At 29.1% G+C, this 21,091-nt stretch carries 20 protein-coding genes and 1 other annotated feature; of the genes, 2 read left to right on the forward strand and 18 right to left on the reverse strand.

Annotation, left to right across the window (positions count from 1 at the left end):
* Window positions 1-3: 3 nt before the first annotated feature.
* From ACTG48_RS19775 to ACTG48_RS19855, 17 genes are all read right to left on the reverse strand, one after another.
* Window positions 4-1,692 (reverse strand): putative 2-aminoethylphosphonate ABC transporter permease subunit, encoded by a 1,689-nt coding sequence (locus tag ACTG48_RS19775; protein ID WP_479917770.1) that lies wholly within the window; start codon window positions 1,690-1,692, stop codon window positions 4-6.
* A 17-nt stretch (window positions 1,693-1,709) separates the two neighbouring features.
* The gene (locus tag ACTG48_RS19780; RefSeq protein ID WP_479917771.1) at window positions 1,710-2,702 is read right to left on the reverse strand and encodes an ABC transporter ATP-binding protein; all 993 of its coding nucleotides are present in this window, start codon (window positions 2,700-2,702) and stop codon (window positions 1,710-1,712) included.
* A 445-nt stretch (window positions 2,703-3,147) separates the two neighbouring features.
* Window positions 3,148-4,215 carry a putative 2-aminoethylphosphonate ABC transporter substrate-binding protein gene (locus ACTG48_RS19785; RefSeq protein ID WP_479917772.1) on the reverse strand — a complete coding sequence of 356 codons (1,068 nt, stop codon included), beginning with the start codon at window positions 4,213-4,215 and terminating at the stop codon, window positions 3,148-3,150.
* Between the two features lie 11 nt (window positions 4,216-4,226).
* On the reverse strand, window positions 4,227-5,915 hold the full coding sequence (locus ACTG48_RS19790) for a putative 2-aminoethylphosphonate ABC transporter permease subunit (protein WP_479917773.1): 1,689 nt from the start codon (window positions 5,913-5,915) through the stop codon (window positions 4,227-4,229).
* 17 nt (window positions 5,916-5,932) lie between these two features.
* The gene (locus ACTG48_RS19795) at window positions 5,933-6,928 is read right to left on the reverse strand and encodes an ABC transporter ATP-binding protein (protein WP_479917774.1); all 996 of its coding nucleotides are present in this window, start codon (window positions 6,926-6,928) and stop codon (window positions 5,933-5,935) included.
* On the reverse strand, window positions 6,929-7,765 hold the full coding sequence (locus ACTG48_RS19800) for a PHP domain-containing protein (RefSeq protein ID WP_021386467.1): 837 nt from the start codon (window positions 7,763-7,765) through the stop codon (window positions 6,929-6,931).
* Between the two features lie 3 nt (window positions 7,766-7,768).
* Window positions 7,769-8,938: an alpha-D-ribose 1-methylphosphonate 5-triphosphate diphosphatase gene (locus ACTG48_RS19805; RefSeq protein ID WP_021386468.1), complete on the reverse strand. Its 1,170-nt coding sequence runs from the start codon at window positions 8,936-8,938 to the stop codon at window positions 7,769-7,771.
* The gene (locus ACTG48_RS19810) at window positions 8,939-9,652 is read right to left on the reverse strand and encodes a phosphonate C-P lyase system protein PhnL (RefSeq protein ID WP_021386449.1); all 714 of its coding nucleotides are present in this window, start codon (window positions 9,650-9,652) and stop codon (window positions 8,939-8,941) included. It lies immediately after the preceding gene.
* Between the two features lie 40 nt (window positions 9,653-9,692).
* The gene (locus tag ACTG48_RS19815; protein ID WP_021386469.1) at window positions 9,693-10,559 is read right to left on the reverse strand and encodes an ATP-binding cassette domain-containing protein; all 867 of its coding nucleotides are present in this window, start codon (window positions 10,557-10,559) and stop codon (window positions 9,693-9,695) included.
* Window positions 10,552-11,421 carry an alpha-D-ribose 1-methylphosphonate 5-phosphate C-P-lyase PhnJ gene (locus ACTG48_RS19820; RefSeq protein ID WP_021386460.1) on the reverse strand — a complete coding sequence of 290 codons (870 nt, stop codon included), beginning with the start codon at window positions 11,419-11,421 and terminating at the stop codon, window positions 10,552-10,554. The genes ACTG48_RS19815 and ACTG48_RS19820 overlap by 8 nt, the downstream gene beginning before the upstream one ends.
* Window positions 11,422-11,440: 19 nt before the next feature.
* On the reverse strand, window positions 11,441-12,526 hold the full coding sequence (locus tag ACTG48_RS19825) for a carbon-phosphorus lyase complex subunit PhnI (protein WP_021386464.1): 1,086 nt from the start codon (window positions 12,524-12,526) through the stop codon (window positions 11,441-11,443).
* A 2-nt stretch (window positions 12,527-12,528) separates the two neighbouring features.
* Window positions 12,529-13,104, reverse strand: coding sequence for a phosphonate C-P lyase system protein PhnH (phnH, locus tag ACTG48_RS19830; protein ID WP_021386458.1), 576 nt, complete (start codon window positions 13,102-13,104; stop codon window positions 12,529-12,531).
* A 14-nt stretch (window positions 13,105-13,118) separates the two neighbouring features.
* A complete protein-coding gene (phnG, locus tag ACTG48_RS19835) occupies window positions 13,119-13,550 on the reverse strand; it encodes a phosphonate C-P lyase system protein PhnG (RefSeq protein WP_044214042.1) in 432 nt (143 codons plus the stop codon).
* A 347-nt stretch (window positions 13,551-13,897) separates the two neighbouring features.
* Window positions 13,898-14,668: a TatD family hydrolase gene (locus tag ACTG48_RS19840; protein ID WP_021386463.1), complete on the reverse strand. Its 771-nt coding sequence runs from the start codon at window positions 14,666-14,668 to the stop codon at window positions 13,898-13,900.
* 29 nt (window positions 14,669-14,697) lie between these two features.
* Entirely contained in the window at window positions 14,698-16,635 is a 1,938-nt protein-coding gene (gene metG, locus ACTG48_RS19845) for a methionine--tRNA ligase (RefSeq protein ID WP_021386453.1), read from the reverse strand.
* Between the two features lie 83 nt (window positions 16,636-16,718).
* Window positions 16,719-16,967, reverse strand: a binding site (T-box leader).
* Between the two features lie 65 nt (window positions 16,968-17,032).
* Window positions 17,033-17,554 (reverse strand): spore maturation protein, encoded by a 522-nt coding sequence (locus ACTG48_RS19850; protein WP_021386457.1) that lies wholly within the window; start codon window positions 17,552-17,554, stop codon window positions 17,033-17,035.
* A 15-nt stretch (window positions 17,555-17,569) separates the two neighbouring features.
* Entirely contained in the window at window positions 17,570-18,154 is a 585-nt protein-coding gene (locus ACTG48_RS19855) for a nucleoside recognition domain-containing protein (protein ID WP_479917775.1), read from the reverse strand.
* A gap of 131 nt (window positions 18,155-18,285) precedes the next feature.
* On the opposite strand from ACTG48_RS19855, the gene ACTG48_RS19860 reads away from it, so the two are divergent.
* Window positions 18,286-19,716, forward strand: coding sequence for a nicotinate phosphoribosyltransferase (locus tag ACTG48_RS19860; protein ID WP_021386454.1), 1,431 nt, complete (start codon window positions 18,286-18,288; stop codon window positions 19,714-19,716).
* 36 nt (window positions 19,717-19,752) lie between these two features.
* Window positions 19,753-20,181 (forward strand): Lrp/AsnC family transcriptional regulator, encoded by a 429-nt coding sequence (locus tag ACTG48_RS19865; RefSeq protein WP_021386461.1) that lies wholly within the window; start codon window positions 19,753-19,755, stop codon window positions 20,179-20,181.
* A 187-nt stretch (window positions 20,182-20,368) separates the two neighbouring features.
* Here ACTG48_RS19865 and ACTG48_RS19870 read toward each other — a convergent pair whose 3' ends face one another.
* Window positions 20,369-21,073 carry an HD domain-containing protein gene (locus ACTG48_RS19870; protein WP_479917776.1) on the reverse strand — a complete coding sequence of 235 codons (705 nt, stop codon included), beginning with the start codon at window positions 21,071-21,073 and terminating at the stop codon, window positions 20,369-20,371.
* Window positions 21,074-21,091 lie beyond the last annotated feature (18 nt).

The raw sequence follows: 21,091 nt of genomic DNA on the forward strand, positions 1-21,091 counted from the left end.
CCCCTAGGCAACATCTTTTTGTTGCCATTTTTGTGTGTTATTTTTTAGTTTTTTTGTTACAAATTCGTACAAAAGCCTTACTATTATATTTGTTAAAAGCACTAATACTGCCATAGCAGCCGATGGCCCTATATATCCTATCTCATCTAACTTTAGTATTGATATTGATGCTGTTTGAGTTTGAGGTGTATATAAGAATATTAATGCTGAAACAGTAACCATTGAATTCATAAAGTAATATACTGCTATTTCAAGTATCGATGTTATAGACATAGGAACTGTTACATTGAAAAACACTTTATAAAATGGTATATTTATAGATTTTGCAACTAGTTCATATTCTTTATCTAGCATCTTTAGCGATGAATTTGAAGTTATGAAAGAAACGGTATAGAAATGAACTATATTTACTATAACTAGTATCATTGTACTCCCATATAGAAAGTTTAATGGATTATTTGATGAGTTAAAAAAAGTTATATATGATATACCTAAAGCTAAGCCAGGCAATGCCATAGGTATCATTGATAAAAAGTAAGCTATTTGTCTTAACATAGAGAATTTATCTACTTTTTCTATCATATATGCACTAAAAAATACAAATATAGTTCCAAATATTGCTGTTAAAGTTGATATTTTTAAACTACTTAAATATGTTTTTATTCCATTTCCAGATATTCCTTTAAATGTATAATGCTCTATTGTGAAATTTAAATTATATGGCCATAACTTTATAACTGAGCCTATAACTGAAACGAATATCAAGATAAAGATTAATAAGGTTATAAAACTACATGCTATTAAAAACACTCTATCTCTAAGCTTATTTTCCTTAATCTTATATGGTATAGATTTTGCAGTTATAGTCATCTCCTGTTTCTTGCTTGCCATCTTGTCTAATGCAAAAGCTATTAGTACAGGAATCAACATTACCATAGAAACAGTTGCTCCCATTGGTATATTAAATTGTCCAACCACTTGTTTATATATGTCAGTAGCTAACACATTATAGTTTCCTCCAACTACCTTTGCCGCTCCAAAATCTGTAAATGCTAGTATAAAGGATACAAAGAATGAACTAATTAGTGAATACTTTATACCTGGAATTGTGATTTTATAGAACTTTTTAAATCCACTAGCTCCCAAGCTATCTGCTGCTTCATAAAGTCTGTAATCTGCCATTGAAAGTGCGACAGACAATATTAAGAATGCTTGTGGAAATGTAAATAGTATCTGAGAAATAATTATTCCTAATGGACCATATAATTGTACCTCAAATCCCATAATTGTAAAAAACCCCTTATTTCCAAAAAGATATATAAGTGAAATACCATATAACATAGCTGGCGCAAAAAGTGGAAAAATTCCCATAGTTTTAAAAAAGTTCTTAAATTTTATATTTGTTCTTGTTATTGCATACGAATATATAAATGCTAAACATAGTGATATTAAAGACGAAACTGTAGATACAAAAACTGAGTTCTTAAACGATTTTATAAGGCTTGGATTTTCAATATACTTACTAAAGTTTGAAAAGCCTATAAAATTTCCACTTGTATCTAGAAAAACATTTTTTAATAATGATACTAATGGAAATAATATAAATACCATTAGTAAAATTACTGAAAAAGTTAAAGTATACTTTTGTATAGTACTATCACTTATTTTTCTTTTATTTTTTACTTTTATCATTTATTCACCCCTAGCTATTAAGCACATCCCTCTGATTTATACGCTACAATTCCTTTTGGTATCTTAAAGTTTATTTTAGAACCTATACACAAATTCATTTGTTCCATAACTTTTGAAACTACATCTATTTTTATTTGCTTAGAACAATACTCAACTGTAATTCTATAGTTAAATCCTCTAAATTCAATATCCAAAATCTCACCAACTTTTATATCCTCATCTTTAGAATCTCTATTAAATTCTATACTTATATCTTCTGGTCTAATTGCGATTTTATTAATACCATCATCTATAAAATTAATTGTTCCTATAAAGTCAGCTACAAAAGGTGTGTTGGGATTTTTATATACTTCTCTTGGTGTTCCAACCTGTATTATTTCTCCATTATTCATAACAACCATCTTATCAGATAAACAAAGTGCTTCATCTTGGTCATGTGTTACCATTATAGTTGTAATTCCTAGTTTTCTATGTAAGCTTCTAATTTGCTCTCTAAGTTTTAACCTTACTTTTGCATCTAATGCAGATAAAGGTTCATCAAGAAATAAAAAGTTTGGTTCTAAAGCAATTGCACGAGCTAATGCTACTCTTTGTTGTTGACCTCCGGATAATTGTGATGGATATTTTTTCTCATATCCACTCAATTCTACAATTTCTAGAACTTCTTTAACCTTTTTTTTGATATTAGATTTACTTATATTTTTATTTTCTAATCCAAAAGCTATGTTTTTGTAAACATTCATATTTGGAAATAATGCATATGACTGGAAAACTATACCAAAATTTCTACTTTCAGGCGGTGAATTGGTCATATCCTTATCGTTTATTATTATTTTTCCATCATGTTTATCTTCAAGACCTGCAATTATCCTAAGCAATGTACTTTTACCACAACCACTTGGACCTAGTAAACAGATAAACTCTCCTTTTTCAATGTCAATAGATATATCTTTTAGTACTTTGACTTGTCCATAACTTTTACTTACATTTTTTACTTGTAAAAAAGACATTTATAAAACCCCTCCCAAAGCCAACCTGAACCTAAATAGGTCTTCTCTATTTAAACTCTTGCTTTCAAGTTAATAGTTATCTGAAAGCAATTTACTTTTTATTTTCCTTCTTTATATCTTCTTTCATCATATATTCTAGAATTACTTAAATAAAAATTTACATACCTATTTTAATAATCGGTTAATAACGTAATTACTTGATATATTATAGTTATATTTTAATCTTAATATTAAAAATAACTTATTTTAATCTGTAATATCTATACTTCTAAATTAATAGTAATAAGTAAAATATGTTGATTGTTATAAGTTTAATACATAATTATTTATAAATATTGAGTTTATATTGGTTCTGAAAAATATTTTAAAAATTTTAACACGTTAAAAGAGCCTAGATATAAAATTTATATTCTAGGCTCTTTTTTATTTGATTTTATTATTAAACTTAACTCTCTTTTTCTGTCTTTCCATCATATTTTGATATCCATTTATTTAGTATAGTTTCTCTATTTTTTGCTGCTGATTTTAAATCATTATCTATCATTTGTTCTAATGGTTTTTTAGGGAATCCTTCTGGTATTGGATTTCCTGTAGAAACTGTAGTAACAGCATAATTCTTAGAATACTCATTCATTGCTTCTTTACTTATCGCCCAATCTAAAAATACTTTTGAAGCTTCTTTTATATCATCTTTTTTTACAAGAGCATTTGCTTCTATATCCCATCCAGAACCCTCTTTTGGAAATACAACTTCTACTGGATATCCTTCCTCTTTTAATTTTATACCTCTATATCCAAAAGATATACCTATAGGATATTCTCCAGAAGCTGCTGATGTAGCCGGAGCTGAACCAGATTGAGTATATACACCAATGTTTTCATGTAGCTTATCCATGTATTGCCATGCTTTTTCTTCACCCATAATTTGTATAAGTGCTGATACTGTTAAATATCCTGTACCAGAAGAAGATGGATTAGGCATAGATATAAGACCTTTATACTCTGGCTTTGTTAAATCTTCATAAGAACTAGGAACTGGTATGTTTTTATCTTTTAATTCTTTAGTATTTACTGTTATACCTGTCATCCAAGCATCTATTCCAACCCAAGAAGGAACTTCCTTATCATCTTTAAATGCAGACTCTATTTCCTCAGAACCTTTTGGGGCATATGGTTCTAACATTCCTTGCTCATCTGCAACTAATAAGCTTGTAGCTGCAACTCCCCATACAACATCTGCTTGAGGATTATCCTTTTCAGCCAGTAGTCTTGCTGTTATGTCTCCTGTTGATGCTCTAACAATATTTAATTTAATATCTGGATATTTTTCTTTAAATGTAGCTAAATATGGTTCTATACTATCTTCTTCAATTGCTGTATAAACTGTTAAATCTCCTTTTGTCTTACTATCAGTCTTTGAATCTGAACCTGATGAGGCAGTACTGCACCCTGTTATTACACTCAATAAAAGTGTTGATAATACTCCTAAAGAAACTAGCTTCTTAAATTTCATTTTTACCTCCCCTAAGCAACATCTTTTTGTTGCCATTTTTGTGTGTTATTTTTCAACTTCTTTGTGACAAATTCGTACAAAAGTCTTACTACTATATTTGTTAAAAGCACTAATACTGCCATAGCAGCCGATGGCCCTATATATCCTATCTCATCTAACTTTAGTATTGATATTGATGCTGTTTGAGTCTGAGGAGTATATAAGAATATTAATGCTGAAACAGTAACCATTGAATTTACAAAATAATATACTACTATTTCAAGTATTGATGTTATAGACATTGGAACTGTTATGTTAAAAAACACTTTATAAAATGGTATATTTATAGATTTTGCAACTAGTTCATATTCTTTATCTAGCATCTTTAGCGATGAATTTGAAGTTATAAAGCAAACTGAATAAAAATGAACTATATTTACTATAACTAGTATCACTGTACTTCCATATAGAAAGTTTAATGGATTATTTGCTGAGTTAAAAAAAGTTATATATGATATACCTAAAACCAATCCAGGTAATGCCATAGGTATCATTGATAAAAAGTAAGCCGTTTGTCTTAATCTAGGAAATTTATCTACTTTTTCTATCATATATGCACTAAAAAATACAAATATAGTTCCAAATATTGCTGTTAAAGTTGATATTTTTAAACTACTTAAATATGTTTTTATTCCACTTCCCAAGATACCTTTAAATGTATAATGCTCCATTGTAAAACTTAAATTATATGGCCATAGTTTTATAACTGAACCTATAACTGAAACGAATATCAAGATAAAGATTAATAAAGTTATAAAACTACATGCTATTAAAAATACTCTATCTCTAAGCTTATTTTCCTTAATTTTATATGGCATAGATTTTGCAGTTATAGTCATTCCTTGCTTTTTACTTGCCATCTTATCTAATGTAAAAGCTATCAGTACAGGAATCAGCATTACCATAGAAACAGTTGCTCCCATTGGTATGTTAAATTGTCCTACTACTTGTTTGTATATGTCAGTAGCCAATACATTATAGTTTCCTCCAACTACCTTGGCCGCTCCAAAATCTGTAAATGCTAGTATAAAGGATACAAAGAATGAACTAACCAGTGAATACTTTATACCTGGAATTGTAATTTTACAGAACTTCTTAAATTCACTAGCTCCCAAGCTATCTGCTGCTTCATAAAGTCTGTAATCTGCCATTGAAAGTGCGACAGACAATATTAAAAATGCTTGTGGAAATGTAAATAGTATCTGAGAAATAATTATTCCTAATGGACCATATAATGGTACCTCAAATCCCATTGTTGTAAAGATTCCTTTATTTCCAAAAAGGTATATAAGTGAAATACCATATAACATAGTTGGTGCAAAAAGTGGAAACATTCCCATAGTTTTAAAAAAGTTTTTAAACTTTATATTTGTTCTTGTTATTGCATACGAATATATAAATGCTAAACATAGTGATATTAAAGACGAAACTGTAGATACAAAAATTGAGTTTTTAAACGATGCTATAAGACTTGGATTTTCAATATACTTACTAAAGTTTGAAAAACCTATAAAATTTCCAGTTGTATCTAAGAATGCATTTTTTAATAATGATACTAATGGAAATAATATAAATACTATTAGTAAAATTACTGAAAAAACTAAGAAACATTTCTGTATCGTGCTATCACCTATTCTTCTTTTATTCTTTGCTGTTATCATTTATTCACCCCTAGCTATTAAGCACATCCCTCTGATTTATATTCTACAGTTCCTTCTTTAGGTATCTTAAAGTTTATTTTAGAACCTATACATAGTTTCATTTGTTCAGCAACTTTTGAAACTACATCTAACTTCATTTGTTTAGAACAATACTCAACTGTAATTCTATAGTTAAATCCCCTAAATTCAATATCCAAAATTTCTCCTACTTTTATATCCTTATCTTTAGAATCTCTATTGAATTCTACTTTTATATCTTCTGGTCTAATTGCTATTTTATTAATACCATCATCTATAAAATTAATTGTTCCTATAAAGTCAGCTACAAAAGGTGTGTTGGGATTTTTATATACTTCTTTTGGTGTTCCGACCTGTATTATTTCTCCACTATTCATAACAACCATCTTATCAGCTAAACAAAGCGCTTCTTCTTGGTCATGAGTTACCATTATAGTTGTAATTCCTAGTTTTCTATGTAAGCTTCTAATCTGCTCTCTAAGTTTTAACCTTACTTTTGCATCTAATGCCGATAAAGGTTCGTCAAGAAGTAAAAAGTCTGGTTCTAAAGCAATTGCACGAGCTAATGCTACTCTTTGTTGTTGACCTCCTGATAATTGCGATGGATATTTTTTATCATATCCACTCAATTCTACAACTTCTAGAACTTCTTTAACCTTCTTATCGATATTAGATTTACTTATATTTTTATTTTCTAATCCAAAAGCTATGTTTTTGTAAACATTCATATTTGGAAATAATGCATATGACTGAAAAACTATACCAAAATTTCTACTTTCAGGCGGTGAATTAGTCATATCCTTATCGTTTATTATTATTTTTCCATCATGTTTATCTTCAAGACCTGCAATTATCCTAAGTAATGTACTTTTACCACAACCACTTGGACCTAATAAACAGATAAACTCTCCTTTTTCAATGTCAATAGATATATCTTTTAGTACTTTGACTTGTCCATAACTTTTACTTACATTTTTTACTTGTAAAAAAGACATTTATAAAACCCCTCCCAAAGCCAACCTGAACTTAAATAGGTCTTCTCTATTTAAGCTCTTGCTTCCAAGTTCATAGTTATGCTGAGAATAATCCCCATGGTAATCTGAACCTCCTGTAACTACCAAGTTGTACTTCTTAGCATAAAAAAGTGATTCTTTTTCCAATTCTTTATTGTGTGAAGGATGATATGCTTCTATGCCATCTAATCCTACTTTTACCATATCTTCAATAGCACTAAAATTGTCCATTTGACCTGGATGGGCTAATACACAAATTCCACCAGAATTTTTTATAGCTTTTATTGCATCTCTATAATCCACATACTTTAAGGATACATATGCCTTACCATTTCCTCTGTGAAACAATTCTTTATATAGACTGGAATATATATTATCTGTATATCCTTTATCTATAAGAGCTTTCATTATGTGCTGTTTAAATATTCCAGTTTTTGATGAGTATTTCTTTACATCTTCTAGAGATATTTTGTATCCTAAATCTATAATTTTATTTACCATCTTAACGGATGCTTTATGTCTATCACATACCATTGGATTACATAGACTTTTTATTTCTTGACTATTTAAATCTATGTTATATCCTAGAATATGAACTCTTTTTCTATTTTTGTAATCATAAGCCGAGATTTCTATACCTGGTATTATTGTTATTCCATAATGTTCTCCAAGTACAAGAGCTTCATCTAATCCAGATAAAGTATCATGATTTGTTATTGCTAGTACATTTATATTCTTTTCTGATGCTTTTTTTATTATTTCTTCTGTAGTTAAATTATTATCTGATATACTTGTATGGCAATGTAAATCTGTTAACAATCTTTATACCTCCCTTTTATAAACTGTATTTCCATTTACAATAGTATTTACAATCTTTGGATATTCACTATCAATATCTACTAAAACTAAATCTGCCTTTTTATTTTCTTCTATGCTACCTCTTTCATCGTATATACCAACTGCTTTAGCTGGATTTGAAGTAAATAAATTGACTGCTCTATTTAAATTTTTAGTTTTTTCTGCAACTATACACATAGACTTTATCATAGCTGATGGAAGATAATCCGAACAAACAATGTCACAACAGTCTTCCAATATAGCATCCATTGCTGTTAAGTTGTTATTGTGAGATTTTCCCCTTACAATATTTGGTGCACCCAGACAAGTTAAGACACCTAGCTTCTTTGAATACTTTGCAACCTCAAGAGTTATAGGAAATTCAGATACATTGACTCCTATATTTTTTATAAAATCCATCTTTTCTAATGTATCATCATCATGTGAAGCAATATTTATATTTTTATTTTTTGCTTTTCCTATAACATTAGCTATTTTGTTCCAATCCAAATTATCATGTAAATCTACTAAACCATCTAGCCATGTATCAACATAATTTTCTGTAACTCCCCATACTTTAGTAGCATATTCTCTATAAAATTTTGGATTTGTATACTGACCTTGACCTGGAGAATGGTCCATTATTGATAAATAATCTATTTTATTTTCCTCTAATAATTCTGAAACCTTATCTAAACCTTCATGATATAATACTTCGTATCTTAGATGAACCTTATGATTTATACTCTTACTATCTACATTTTTGTATGAATCAATATTTTCAATCATCTTTAAAGAATTATCAATACTTCTAACCCCTATTCCATCACCTAAAGATATAGAATGATAAACTGTAGTTATTCCATTTGCAGGTAATTTTTTATCAAGTTCATAAAATGCCATATTAAATGGTAATAATGTACTTGGTCTTGGCTCTATTTCTTTTTCAATAGCATCACTATGAATATCTATGATACCAGGTATGACATACAAGTTTTTTGCATCTATTATTTCATCTATCTCATTAAAACCAAATGCATAGTCAATCTTATCATTTGATACTTTTTTTATTGTATCTCCTTCTATAATTAAATGAGCATTTTCAAGTATTGCATCTTCTAATACAATATTTGCATTATGAATTAGTTTTATCATCTAGGCTACCCCACTTTCACTCATAGTCCCTTTTGCCATAGTAAAGGTCTTATCTATAACAGTTTCCATAAATTCTATATCATGAAAAATTCCTATCATTGTAGTTCCTTGACTTTTAAGTTCCAACATTTTTTCTTTTACATATATTTTAGATTGATTATCAAGCGATGCAGTTGGTTCATCAAGTAACAAGAGTCTAGGTTTTTTAACCATAGCTTGAGCAAGATTTAATCTTAACTTTTCTCCACCAGAAAAATTATTTGGATAAGCATCCCATAAATTTTCCTTTATTTCAAATTGATTAAGTATATCTTTTGCCATATCATATGCACAAATTTTTTCAAACCCACTCTCAATTAATGAATGTATTACTAGTTCAATTGCAGTTATTCGTGGAAGTGTCTTTAAAAACTGTGATACATACCCTATTTCCTTTTTTCTAAGGTTTATCATTTCTCTGTCTCCAATTTTAGCCAAGTCTATATTCCCATATGTTTCTGAGTTAAAGATTATTTCTCCAGTTGTTGGTATGTATGTTTTGTAAATACTTTTTAATATAGTGGATTTACCTGCTCCAGATTTACCTATTATTCCTAAGAATTCCCCTTTTGAAACTTCAAAGCTTATATTATTACATGCCTTTATAGTTTTGTTCAATGCATGTAGTTCAAAATCTTTACTAAAATTATTTACTTCAAGTATAGTTTCTTTCATTTTATTCAAAGCCCCCATTTTACTTATTTACAAACAATATTTATAACAGTGAATTTATAAGTTGCTGAGTATATGGGTGTTGTGGGTCTTCCATTATTTGGTCTGTAAGACCAGACTCAATAACACTTCCATTTTTCATTACAATTGTCCTATCAGCAAGCATTTTGATAACATCAAAGTCATGAGATACAACTACCATAGAAATCTTCAGTTCTCTTTGAATTTCTCTTATTAAATCCAAAACTTCGGCTTGTACAGATACATCTAAACCTGTTGTAACTTCATCTAGTAGCAATATTGGAGGATTATTTGAAAGAGCTTTTGCTATTTGAACTCGTTGTTGCATTCCCCCACTAAAGTATTTTGGTTTATGGTCTATTCTCTCTACAGGTATGTTAGTTTTTATTAGAAGTTCTTTGGCTCTATCTCTTATTTTTTCAACGTTATATAAATTTGCCATTAATAATTTTTCTGCTATGTTACCACCACTGCTAAAATCCAAGTTTAAACCAAGATGAGGATTTTGATATACAATACCCATAAAATGATTCTTTATATACCTCTTTTTCTGGTCTGAAAGTTCTAATATATTTTCATCTTTATTGTAATGTGATATATATACCTCTCCACTGTTGGCATGTTCTTGAAAAAATAGTATTTTTAATAATGTACTTTTTCCTGAACCAGATTCACCTACAATACCAAGGACTTCCCCTTCATAAAGTTCTAGATTTACATTATTACATGCAACTATAGAGCCACAATATTTGCATATATTGTTACTTTCATATCCTGTGCTTTCAAAACACTTTTCACATCCATCTCCATAAATAAGATTGATATTTCTTCCTATTAATACTTGTTTATCTACATTTTCTATTCTTTTAGTTTTATTTATATTACTCATTCCAAGCACCTCCAATTGTCACATCTACACCGTTATTTCTTAACCTAACCTTTTCACAATAACTTGTATCTGAGCAACTATAGTACTTTTCATTAGTGTCACTATCATACACTTCATCCAAAAATGTGTTTGTACTTTTACATAAACTACAATACTTTCCTTCAAATTTTTCCTCTTCAAATTTATAATCTTCAAATTCTAAAGGTTCCACTTTTGTATATGGAGGAATTGCATATATCCTTTTTTCTCTTCCTGCACCAAATAAGAATAAATTGTCTGACATGTTTAATTTTTTTATGTCAAACCTTGGTATTGGAGATGGATTCATTAAATATCTATCATTTACTTTACATGGATATTCGGCTGCTATTGATATATCATCAAATCTAACTATATCTTCATAAAGATATACCCACATCCTGCTATAATCTTCTTCTGAATGCATTCTTCTCGTTTCAACTTCACTAGGTTCCACTATTCTAAGTGTTTCTGGTATTGGTACTTGAAATATCAGTATTTGGTTAGATTTTAGTTTTTCTTCTGGTATTCTATGTCTTGTTTGAATCAATGTAGCATCTAATGTATCTTTTGTGGTTTCTACATTACTTACATCTGCGACAAAGCTTCTTATATTACAAGCATTTGTAGAATCATCACTTCCTTGGTCAATTACTTTTACTACATCACTTTTACCAATTAATGATAGTGTCAGTTGTAGACCTCCAGTACCCCATCCTTTAGCTATAGGCAATTCTCTTGAACCAAAAGGAACTTGATAACCAGGTATTGATACTGCTTTTAATATTTTTCTTCTTATTTCCTTCTTCGTGTTTTCATCTAAAAAACCATAGTTATATATCACCTAAACTTACCTCCATAAACTATTTTATTCTTTCTACATCCGCTTTAAAATCTACATAATGAGGAAGCTTAAAGTGAGATATAAATCCTAATGAATCTATTCCATCTATATGAAGCAATACAAATTCTTCATCTTGTGCTAGTTTTTCACTATTTGGTTCTAGAGATTTATCTAGTATAGCCATAGATATAGCCTTATTCTCGTTGTTCCCCATACAAAGACCATATCCTAAAGACATTTTATTTCTATCTTCTGAACTTTTTTTAGAATTTTCAGTCTTGTTTTGTGATGCATTGGAAACTATTTCACATTCAGTAACCAACATGTCACCAACTGTTATTTGCTCATCTTCATAGATAGGATGTTTTATTTTTATAGATACATTACCTGTTCTAAGTTCACTTATATATGGATGTTCATCACCAAAACCTCTTACAATAGCATAAGCAAAACCTGATACCACTCCACTTTCACCTCTGGTTAAAGCCTGTAATTTTGCCGACCTAGAAACTGGAAATCTTAGACTATTTCTTGTGATATCATCTATCACTTCCTCTGATTTATCTTCACACACTTCCTCTTGTAATAAATTTTCTTCTCTAAATATATTAGATATCTTTGTAAACTTAGGTATTTCATCCACTTTTTCTAATTCATTTATGAAACTATCTTTAAAGTCTCTATTCTTTTTTTCGTCTTCTTTTAATAATTCTACATTTAGTATTCTATTCTCATAATCTCTTGTTGCTCCAAGATATTGACCTCCTGGTATATCTTTAAATGTAGCTGATATTCTCCTCTTTATTCTCATTTCTTCTGTGTTTATAGGTTCTGAATATGTAACTCTAGGCATTGTTGACCTTAAAGCTCTTATATAGAAAGATGCTTCTAATATATCACCTTGAGCTTGTTTTATAGCTAATGCAGATAGTTCCTTGTTGTATAAACTACCTTCAGACATTACTTTATCTACAGCATAAGACATCTGCTCTTTAATCTGCTTTACATCTATAGGCAAACTCTCTCCTTTTACTCTATAAAATTCAAGTATATTTTTAGCCTGTAATATAGCTTCTTCTCCACCTTTAACTGCTACATAAGCCATTTTTATAGTACCTCCCAACTTAATTTTGACGACCTTGGTATAAAAACAAGTTCTCCTTTTTTATCCACTAAAATCAAATCTACTCCTATTGGATAATCTTTATTTATAGTAGATAATCTTTCTAGAAATTCTTTTTTAACTCCATCTATATATAAACTATTTTTAGATTTTATACCAGGACCACTTAAATCAAGTTTTATATACTTAATTTGATAATCTATTGATAAATCATTTACTTGATGTATTATAGTTGCACTCTCATCTGGATATTCAAAAGAACCTATTCTAACTTGCAGTATATCTATTTCTGAATTAATATCTAAAAATAGATAATCTGACTTTTTATAATCTACTTGATTTGACATTGTAAGTGCTCTTATGTTTTTTATATCTTCTTGAGTATGATTTTCTACATAGAAGGTAACCTCTTGGTCTAATAGAGTAATTGCTATACCAATTGCTCCATTTGATAGTTTTGTATTATTTTCTATATTTATATTATCTATGTTATTTAATTTCCCAGGAAATGAAGCACTATCTAGCAGTTTTCTATATATTTCTTGTGTATAATTTACCATGATTCTCCTCCTATTTAATCCATAGTATTGAATTGAACTTTTGTTTTATTAATCAAACTAAACTCGTCAATAATCTCTTGCTCATATCTTAAGCTCTCTTCATATACACTTTTATTTATATAATTTTTTAACTCATCAAATTTAGTGTTATTGCTATGTAAAACTGCATCTATAGCTGCTAAATAAACAACTTTCTTATCATCATTTTCTGCAACTATTCCATAACCTAAACTTTCATCCACCTTTACACTACATTCTGTCACTAATATCTCTCCTAAATTAAATGTTGCATTATTTACACTTTCATTAGCTCTTACCATCACTGTAGCTAAGTTAGGTTCTTTGATTATAGAAATACTTGATATGTTTTTTATCATTGAATATATTTTTTCTAGTTTCCCTAAATCCATATTTATCAATATCTTAGTACTATCAACTGTATACAAGATTTTGCCTCCTTAATTTACTTTTCGTTTACTTACCTAAGAATATAATAAACAACTTAAGTTAAATAGATATTATGTTTCAGTTAATTCTAATGGATATCTTGTAAATTCTTTTTTAACAATGTTAAGAAATTATATATTGAAAATGTAAATTAAATCACTAGAAATAAAAAAGTAGGTTTTCCCAAAATAGATATAATCACCTTTTTCATTGTTAAAATGATGAAAATATATTTGATTTCATAAAAAAAAGAGTGCCTCATGAACTAAAAAGTTCGTCTTGAGACACTCCCTCATTTTGTACTTATAATGATTTATTTTAATATATCATTATAAGTTTTAATTGTTTATTTTATATTAAAAAACTTTTTTGCATTTTCTTTTGTAGCTCTACATACTTCTTCATATGATATACCTTTTTCTTGAGCTATTTTATCAGCAACAAAAGCTACTTGAGAAGGGTTATTTCTCTTTCCTCTGTGTGGCTCTGGTGACATATATGGTGAATCAGTCTCTATAAACAGCCTTTCCAGAGGAATTTCTCTTACTACTTCTCTAGTTTTCTTATTATTCTTAAAAGTAACTGTTCCTGGAATTGATATATAACAACCCATTTTAACATATTCTCTAGCTAATTCCACATTGCCACTATAACAATGGAGTACACACCCTATTTCAGGACTTTTAGTACTTTTTATTATCTCAAAAGTATCTCCATGTGCATCTCTATCATGTATTATTATTGGAAGTTTTAACTCATTAGCTAACTCAATTTGCTTCTTAAACCACTCTTTTTGCTCTTCTCTTGGAGAATAATCATAATAATAATCTAACCCAATTTCTCCAATAGCTACAACTTTTTCATTTTCAGTTGCAAGTTTTCTTAAAGTATCTATTGCTGTATCATCTAGCTTTGATACATCATGTGGATGTACTCCAACTGCTGAATATATAAAATCATACTTTTTTGCTAGTTCAATTGCTGTTATTGATGTTTCTATATCTGCACCTGGATTTACAACTAAATCTACACCTTTTTCTTTTAATGAACCAATAAGTTCATCTCTATCTTCATCAAAACTTTCATCGTTTAAATGTGCATGTGAGTCAAATAACATTTTTAATCTCCTTACTGTTTAATTGCCTATTAACGAACCTCGCATCCATCTTTAGCCCCTTGTGTAAATGGTAGAACATATGGGTCTCCATCATCACCTGCTGCTAGTATCATACCTTGAGATTCTACACCTCTTAATTTGACTGGTTTTAAGTTACATACTACTGTAACTTCCTTACCTACCAAGTCTTCTGGCTTATAGTATTCAGCTATTCCTGATACTATTTGTCTTGTTTCTGGTCCAATTTTAACTTGTGATACTAATAATTTATTTGCTTTTGGATGCTTTTCACAGCTTATTATTTTTCCTACTCTAAGCTCTATTTTATCTAAGTCATCAATAGTAATTTCTTCTTTATGCTCTAATGGCTTTTCTTCTACTGGAGGTTTCCCAGAAAACATCTTAGTTAATTCTTCTATTTCCTTTTCTACATCTAATCTTGGGAATAAAGGTTCACCTTTAAATACCTTTACATTTTCGCCAATAAGACCAAATGTTTTTGTACTTTCCCATGTAGTTATATCATCTTGACCTTTTATTCCTATATGCTCATATATCTTATTTGCTGTTTCATTCATTATAGGATTTATTAATGTTGCAATTATTCTTATAGATTCACATAAATTATATAAAACTGTGTCTAATTCATCTTTCTTAGTTTCATCTTTAGCTAGTGCCCAAGGCATAGTCTCATCTATATATTTATTAGTTCTTCTAACTAATTTCCATACACTCTCTAATGCTTCATGGAATTGCATTTTGTCCATTTCAGCTTCAAAGTTTTCTCTAGTTGATACAGCTTGCTCTTTTAAATCTGCATCAAAGTCAGTTGAAACTTTTACTGTTGGTATTATACCATTATTATACTTTTCAACCATGGCTACTGTTCTGCTTATTAAGTTTCCTAAATCATTTGCTAGGTCATAATTTATTCTTGTTACAAAATTTCTATGAGTATAACTTCCATCTTGTCCAAATGCAAACTCTCTTAATAAGAAATATTTAAGTGTATCTATTCCATATCTTTCTATTATAGGTTCTGGATAAACCACATTACCTTTTGATTTACTCATCTTATCATCAGCAAATAATATCCATCCATGTCCAAATACTTGCTTTGGAACTTCTAAACCTAAAGCCATTAAAAGTGCTGGCCATATTATTGTATGGAATCTCACTATTTCTTTACCTACTATTTGAACATTTGCAGGCCAATATTTTTTGAATTCTTCATCATTGTCAGTCATATATCCTAATGCTGTTATGTAATTACATAAAGCATCTACCCATACATAAATTACATGTTTTTCATCAAAAGGAACTTTTATACCCCAGTCAAAAGTCGTTCTTGTTACGCTTAAGTCCTCTAATCCTTTATCTAAAAAGTTTGCTACCATTTCGTTTTTTCTAGCAGCAGGGAAACAGAAGCTATCATCCTTAAATAACTCTTTTAATCTATCTTCATATTTAGATAGTCTAAAGAAATAAGATTCTTCTTTCACTAAATATGTTTCTCTTCCACAATCAGGGCATTTATTTCCTTCCAATAATTGAGATTCTGTCCAGAAACTTTCACAAGGAGTACAATATCTACCTTCATATTCTCCTTTATATATATCACCTTGCTCATATAATTTAGTAAATATTTTTTGTATTATGTCTGTATGTCTTTTTTCTGTTGTTCTTATAAAATCATCATAAGATATATCCATAGTATTCCATAAAGCCTTTATATCTTTTATCATTCCATCAAGATATTCTATCTCTGACATTCCTTGTTCTATAGCTTTCTTTTGGATTTTTTCACCATGCTCATCTGTTCCTGTTAAGAACTTTACATCGTATCCACAAAAACGCTTAAATCTAGCTATCGTATCTGCTGCTACTGTTGAATAAGTATGACCTATGTGTAATCCTCCACTTGGATAGTATATTGGTGTTGTTACATAAAAACTCGGTTTGCTCATATTATTTACCTCCTAATTTTTTTATCGTTCTAGTTTTATAAATATTTCATTGAAATAATAAAAAATCGCCTCCTATGAGCTAACATAGGGGCGAGATTATTCACGGTACCACCCTAATTCATCTATAATAATTATGTTTCACATGAAATGTAGAAATTCACTTTATAGACATCTTAGTAGACTATAACGTGCCCAACCGTTTTATCCTAGCATATATGCTCAGATAAAAAGCTCCAAGACCATCTTCAATAAAGCTTTTGACACTAGCTTTCACCTAACCTAGCTCTCTGATAGAAAAAACCTTTATTTACTCTTCTTTTCATAGCTTATAATTTATATTACTATTTATTTCTATATAATCACTATATTATAAAATTTTTCCCACATTGTCAACAAATTATACAAATATTACATAGCAAATAAAAACAGCTGCTATAACACCAGCGACATGACTAATCATAGCACATGACAATGTATGCCTAGTATTTTTTATCTTTAGACTTCCATAGTATATTGCCATTGTATAAAAGATAGTTTCAGAAGAACCTACAATTGTAGCACCCATTTTTTCTACTAAACTACCTATTCCAACCCTATTTGCAAGTTCACTATACATACCTAAAGCACCACTTCCAGATAAAGGTTTTACACTTATCAGACCTATTAATTCTTTTGGTATACTCATCATATTAGCTATTGGTGTAAATAACCATTCTAACATATCAAGACCTTTACCTGTTTTGAATATTCCTATTGCCAGGAATATTCCTATTATATATGGTAATATGTCCCATGCTGCCTTTAGCCCATCAATTGCCCCTTTTACAAAACTATCATACACATCTATTTTTTTATATTTACCATAAACTACTATGTACAAAATTATTATTGGTATAAGTAAGTTTGAAAACACTTCCATGTATCTACATCCCCTTTATCTATATCTTCTTTGAAAAAATTTACATGTTATTATCGCTATTACTGTAGATATAATGGTTGCAAATAAGGTTGTAAAAATTATTTCACTTGGATTTTGAGCTCCCATATCCATCCTTAATTTAATTATGGTAAATGGAATTATTTGTATAGATGATATATTTATTACCATAAACATAATCATATCATTAGTTGCTGTATCTTTTTTGTTGTTTAAAGTTTGAAGCTCACTCATTGCCTTTAAACCAAATGCGGTTGCACCATTTCCAGCACCCAGCATATTTAAAGCAATGTTCATAACTATATAAGACATTGCTTTGTGACCTTTTGGAATAGAAGGAAATAATCTTCTCATTATAGGATTTAATTTCTGGCCTATCTTTTCGATTAGACCTGATTCTTTTGCAATATTCATTACACCCATCCAAAGTGCCATTATACCAGCTAGACTTATTGCAAATTCTATACCTTTTGATGTTTCACTTAATATAACTTTATTTAATTCACCCATATTTTTAGAAATCAAACTTCCTATTATTCCTATTGATACCATATAAAACCATATTTTTCCTATCCTAATCATCCTCCTCTTTAAATAATTTTATGATAGTTAGGTAATACTTTATACTTGAAAGTTGTACTATATTATGTTTTAGTATAAGTGTGGGAGTTTTTATAATTTTTAATATTTAATAATAATTAAGGAGAGAAATAATGAGAAATCTAACACTTCTTACTGATTTATATCAGCTGACTATGTTAAATGGCTATTTTGAAAAAAATATTCACGAAGACATTGTTGTATTCGATATGTTTTTTAGAAAAAACGCTTGTGATGGAGGGTATACTATAGTTTGTGGTATTGATCAGGTTGTTGAATACATAGATAATCTTCATTTCTCAGATGAAGATTTAGAGTACTTAAAAAGCTTAAATTTATTTTCTGATAAGTTTCTAAAGTTTTTAAAAGAATTTAAGTTCACAGGAGATATATATGCTGTTGAAGAAGGAACTATCATGTTTCCTAATGAGCCATTGATTACTGTTAAGGCACCTTTATATCAAGCTCAACTTATTGAAACAGCATTGTTGACAATAGTCAATTTTCAATCTCTTATTGCTACTAAAGCCTCTAGAGTTTGTTTTGCAGCTCAAGGAGACCCTGTATTTGAATTTGGATTACGCCGTGCACAAGGTGCAGATGCAGGTATATATGGTGCTAGAGCTGCTGTAGTTGGTGGTTGTACTGGAACTGCAAATGTATTAGCTGGGAAAATGTTTGATATACCTATAATTGGTACACATGCTCATAGTTGGGTACAAAAATTTGATACTGAACTTGATGCATTCCAAGCATATGCTGATGTTTATCCAGACAAATGCTTACTACTTGTAGATACTTATGATGTATTAAACAGTGGTGTACCTAATGCAATAAAAGTATTTAAAAATATTTCCGAAAAAGGATACAAACCTATGGGTATAAGACTAGATTCTGGAGATTTAGCTTATTTATCTAAAGAAGCAAAAAAACAATTAGATAGTGCTGGTTTTTCAGATATTAGCATTACTGCATCTAATGACCTTGATGAATACACTATATCATCACTTAAAGCAGAAGGAGCTACTATAAATTCATGGGGAGTAGGCACAAAGCTCATTACATCTTTCGATTCACCTTCTCTTGGAGGAGTTTACAAATTAGCTGCATCTTGTGAAAATGGAACTCTTGAACCTAAGATAAAAATTTCTGAAAATCCAGAGAAAATAAATAATCCTGGTTACAAGAAAGTTATAAGAATATATAACGAAGACAATAAAGCAGAGGCAGATTTAATTATGTTACATGATGAAGTTATAGATGAATCTAAACCTTTAGAAATCTTCCATCCTACATATACATGGAAAACGAAGATATTTACAAACTATAAAGTTAAAGAGCTTCTTAAACCATTGTATATAAAAGGAATATGCAAATATAATAAAAAACCTGTTCTTGAAATAAAAAATCATGTACAATATGAATTAAGTACTATCTGGGAACAATACAAAAGACTTTCAAAACCACACATTTATAAGGTTGATTTATCTAGAAATCTTTGGTATTTAAAAACAAAAATGATAGATTCTAAAAAAGTTTTATAGCATTAATTATTTTTATTTAAGGGGGACTGTTTATTTATGGATGTTACAGATTATAGAATCATAGAAATTTTACAGGATGATGGGAGAATTTCTATGAAGGACTTAGGAAAAATAGTTGGTTTAACTTCTCCTGCAGTTTCAGAAAGAGTCAAAAGATTAGAAGAATCTGGTGTTATAGAAGGGTATAAGGCTATTGTTAACCCAGATTCATTAGGTAGAGTTATAAAGGCATTTATTCATATTTCTCTTCCAAGTAATGGATATACAGAGTTCATTGAATCAGCTGGAAAGGACCCTAGAATTGTAGAATGTCACCATATAACAGGTGATGATTGCTTACTTTTAAAAGTCATTGTAAAAGATATGTACGAATTAGAAAATGTGATTGATACTATAAAGAAAATAGGCTCTACTAAGACCTCTGTTATACTATCAACACCAATACAAGCAAAATCAATATTGTAATATAAGTTAAATACTAATGGTTTATTGACTAATAGACCATTAAGTATTCTTAATGAGATTCCAATTTTTGATATAAAAAAAGTTGTCTTTCATAATTTTATAACAAAGACAACTTCTTTTATGTTTTTGAAATCTACATATTTTAAACTTTATCTAACCATTTAAAATTCAATTATGTTAACTAAATTTATACATGCGTATAATTACTCTTATACAAGTAATTTGTTAGAATGTATTCCATATATGTCTTTAATACACTCACTTCTTCACTTTTATCTAATAGTTTTATTGTAGAAACTATATCTGCATATCCAAGAAGTATTATGCCTATAGTATCTTCATCCACTAGATTAAATACATTAATTAATTCTTTTCTACTCAAATCATTTTTCTTATACAAGGACAGCAGTATCATGTGATATCTTACATATTTGCTTATAAGTTTATATGTCTCTGTTGATAAATCTAACTTTATCCCCATATTGTCTATTATTTGGGCACCTATTTTTTCATGATTTGTAAAATGAACTCTTCCTGTTTCATCTAAGGTCATACTATCAGGCTTACCTATATCATGTAGAAATATTCCTAACTTTAGTGCATGTAACTTATTTATACCATCCCCAATACATACATTTAAATAATTTGATACATGTTCTCTTAAATGTATTGGAAAAAAAGCTTTATCATTTAACACTATTTCTAATTCTCTTAATGCATTTATAGAGTGTTCAAAGCAATTAACAACATGATACTTACATTCTCCTACAGACTTCATACATTTTACTTTAGGTATTATTTTTTCTAGTTCTTCCTTTTCATCTAGCTCTACAAACGTTTTGTGTGTATATTTTCTCTTTAAACTCTCTATTATAATTTTTTCTATTTCCATAAAATCACCTCAGATTCA

The organism is Clostridioides sp. LIBA-6822 (genome assembly GCF_056688955.1).

What these genes read in the sequence shown, in the direction of transcription:
- ACTG48_RS19810 (WP_021386449.1), bottom strand. Translation starts at nt 9,652, where the DNA reads ATGAAAGAAACTATACTTGAAGTAAATAATTTTAGTAAAGATTTTGAA.
- ACTG48_RS19865 (WP_021386461.1), top strand. Translation starts at nt 19,753, where the DNA reads ATGGATGTTACAGATTATAGAATCATAGAAATTTTACAGGATGATGGG.
- ACTG48_RS19790 (WP_479917773.1), bottom strand. Translation starts at nt 5,915, where the DNA reads ATGATAACAGCAAAGAATAAAAGAAGAATAGGTGATAGCACGATACAG.
- ACTG48_RS19815 (WP_021386469.1), bottom strand. Translation starts at nt 10,559, where the DNA reads ATGAGTAATATAAATAAAACTAAAAGAATAGAAAATGTAGATAAACAA.
- ACTG48_RS19785 (WP_479917772.1), bottom strand. Translation starts at nt 4,215, where the DNA reads ATGAAATTTAAGAAGCTAGTTTCTTTAGGAGTATTATCAACACTTTTA.
- ACTG48_RS19795 (WP_479917774.1), bottom strand. Translation starts at nt 6,928, where the DNA reads ATGTCTTTTTTACAAGTAAAAAATGTAAGTAAAAGTTATGGACAAGTC.
- phnH (WP_021386458.1), bottom strand. Translation starts at nt 13,104, where the DNA reads ATGGTAAATTATACACAAGAAATATATAGAAAACTGCTAGATAGTGCT.
- metG (WP_021386453.1), bottom strand. Translation starts at nt 16,635, where the DNA reads ATGAGCAAACCGAGTTTTTATGTAACAACACCAATATACTATCCAAGT.
- ACTG48_RS19840 (WP_021386463.1), bottom strand. Translation starts at nt 14,668, where the DNA reads ATGTTATTTGACTCACATGCACATTTAAACGATGAAAGTTTTGATGAA.
- ACTG48_RS19855 (WP_479917775.1), bottom strand. Translation starts at nt 18,154, where the DNA reads ATGATTAGGATAGGAAAAATATGGTTTTATATGGTATCAATAGGAATA.
- ACTG48_RS19775 (WP_479917770.1), bottom strand. Translation starts at nt 1,692, where the DNA reads ATGATAAAAGTAAAAAATAAAAGAAAAATAAGTGATAGTACTATACAA.
- ACTG48_RS19825 (WP_021386464.1), bottom strand. Translation starts at nt 12,526, where the DNA reads ATGGCTTATGTAGCAGTTAAAGGTGGAGAAGAAGCTATATTACAGGCT.
- ACTG48_RS19860 (WP_021386454.1), top strand. Translation starts at nt 18,286, where the DNA reads ATGAGAAATCTAACACTTCTTACTGATTTATATCAGCTGACTATGTTA.
- ACTG48_RS19780 (WP_479917771.1), bottom strand. Translation starts at nt 2,702, where the DNA reads ATGTCTTTTTTACAAGTAAAAAATGTAAGTAAAAGTTATGGACAAGTC.
- ACTG48_RS19870 (WP_479917776.1), bottom strand. Translation starts at nt 21,073, where the DNA reads ATGGAAATAGAAAAAATTATAATAGAGAGTTTAAAGAGAAAATATACA.
- ACTG48_RS19850 (WP_021386457.1), bottom strand. Translation starts at nt 17,554, where the DNA reads ATGGAAGTGTTTTCAAACTTACTTATACCAATAATAATTTTGTACATA.
- ACTG48_RS19805 (WP_021386468.1), bottom strand. Translation starts at nt 8,938, where the DNA reads ATGATAAAACTAATTCATAATGCAAATATTGTATTAGAAGATGCAATA.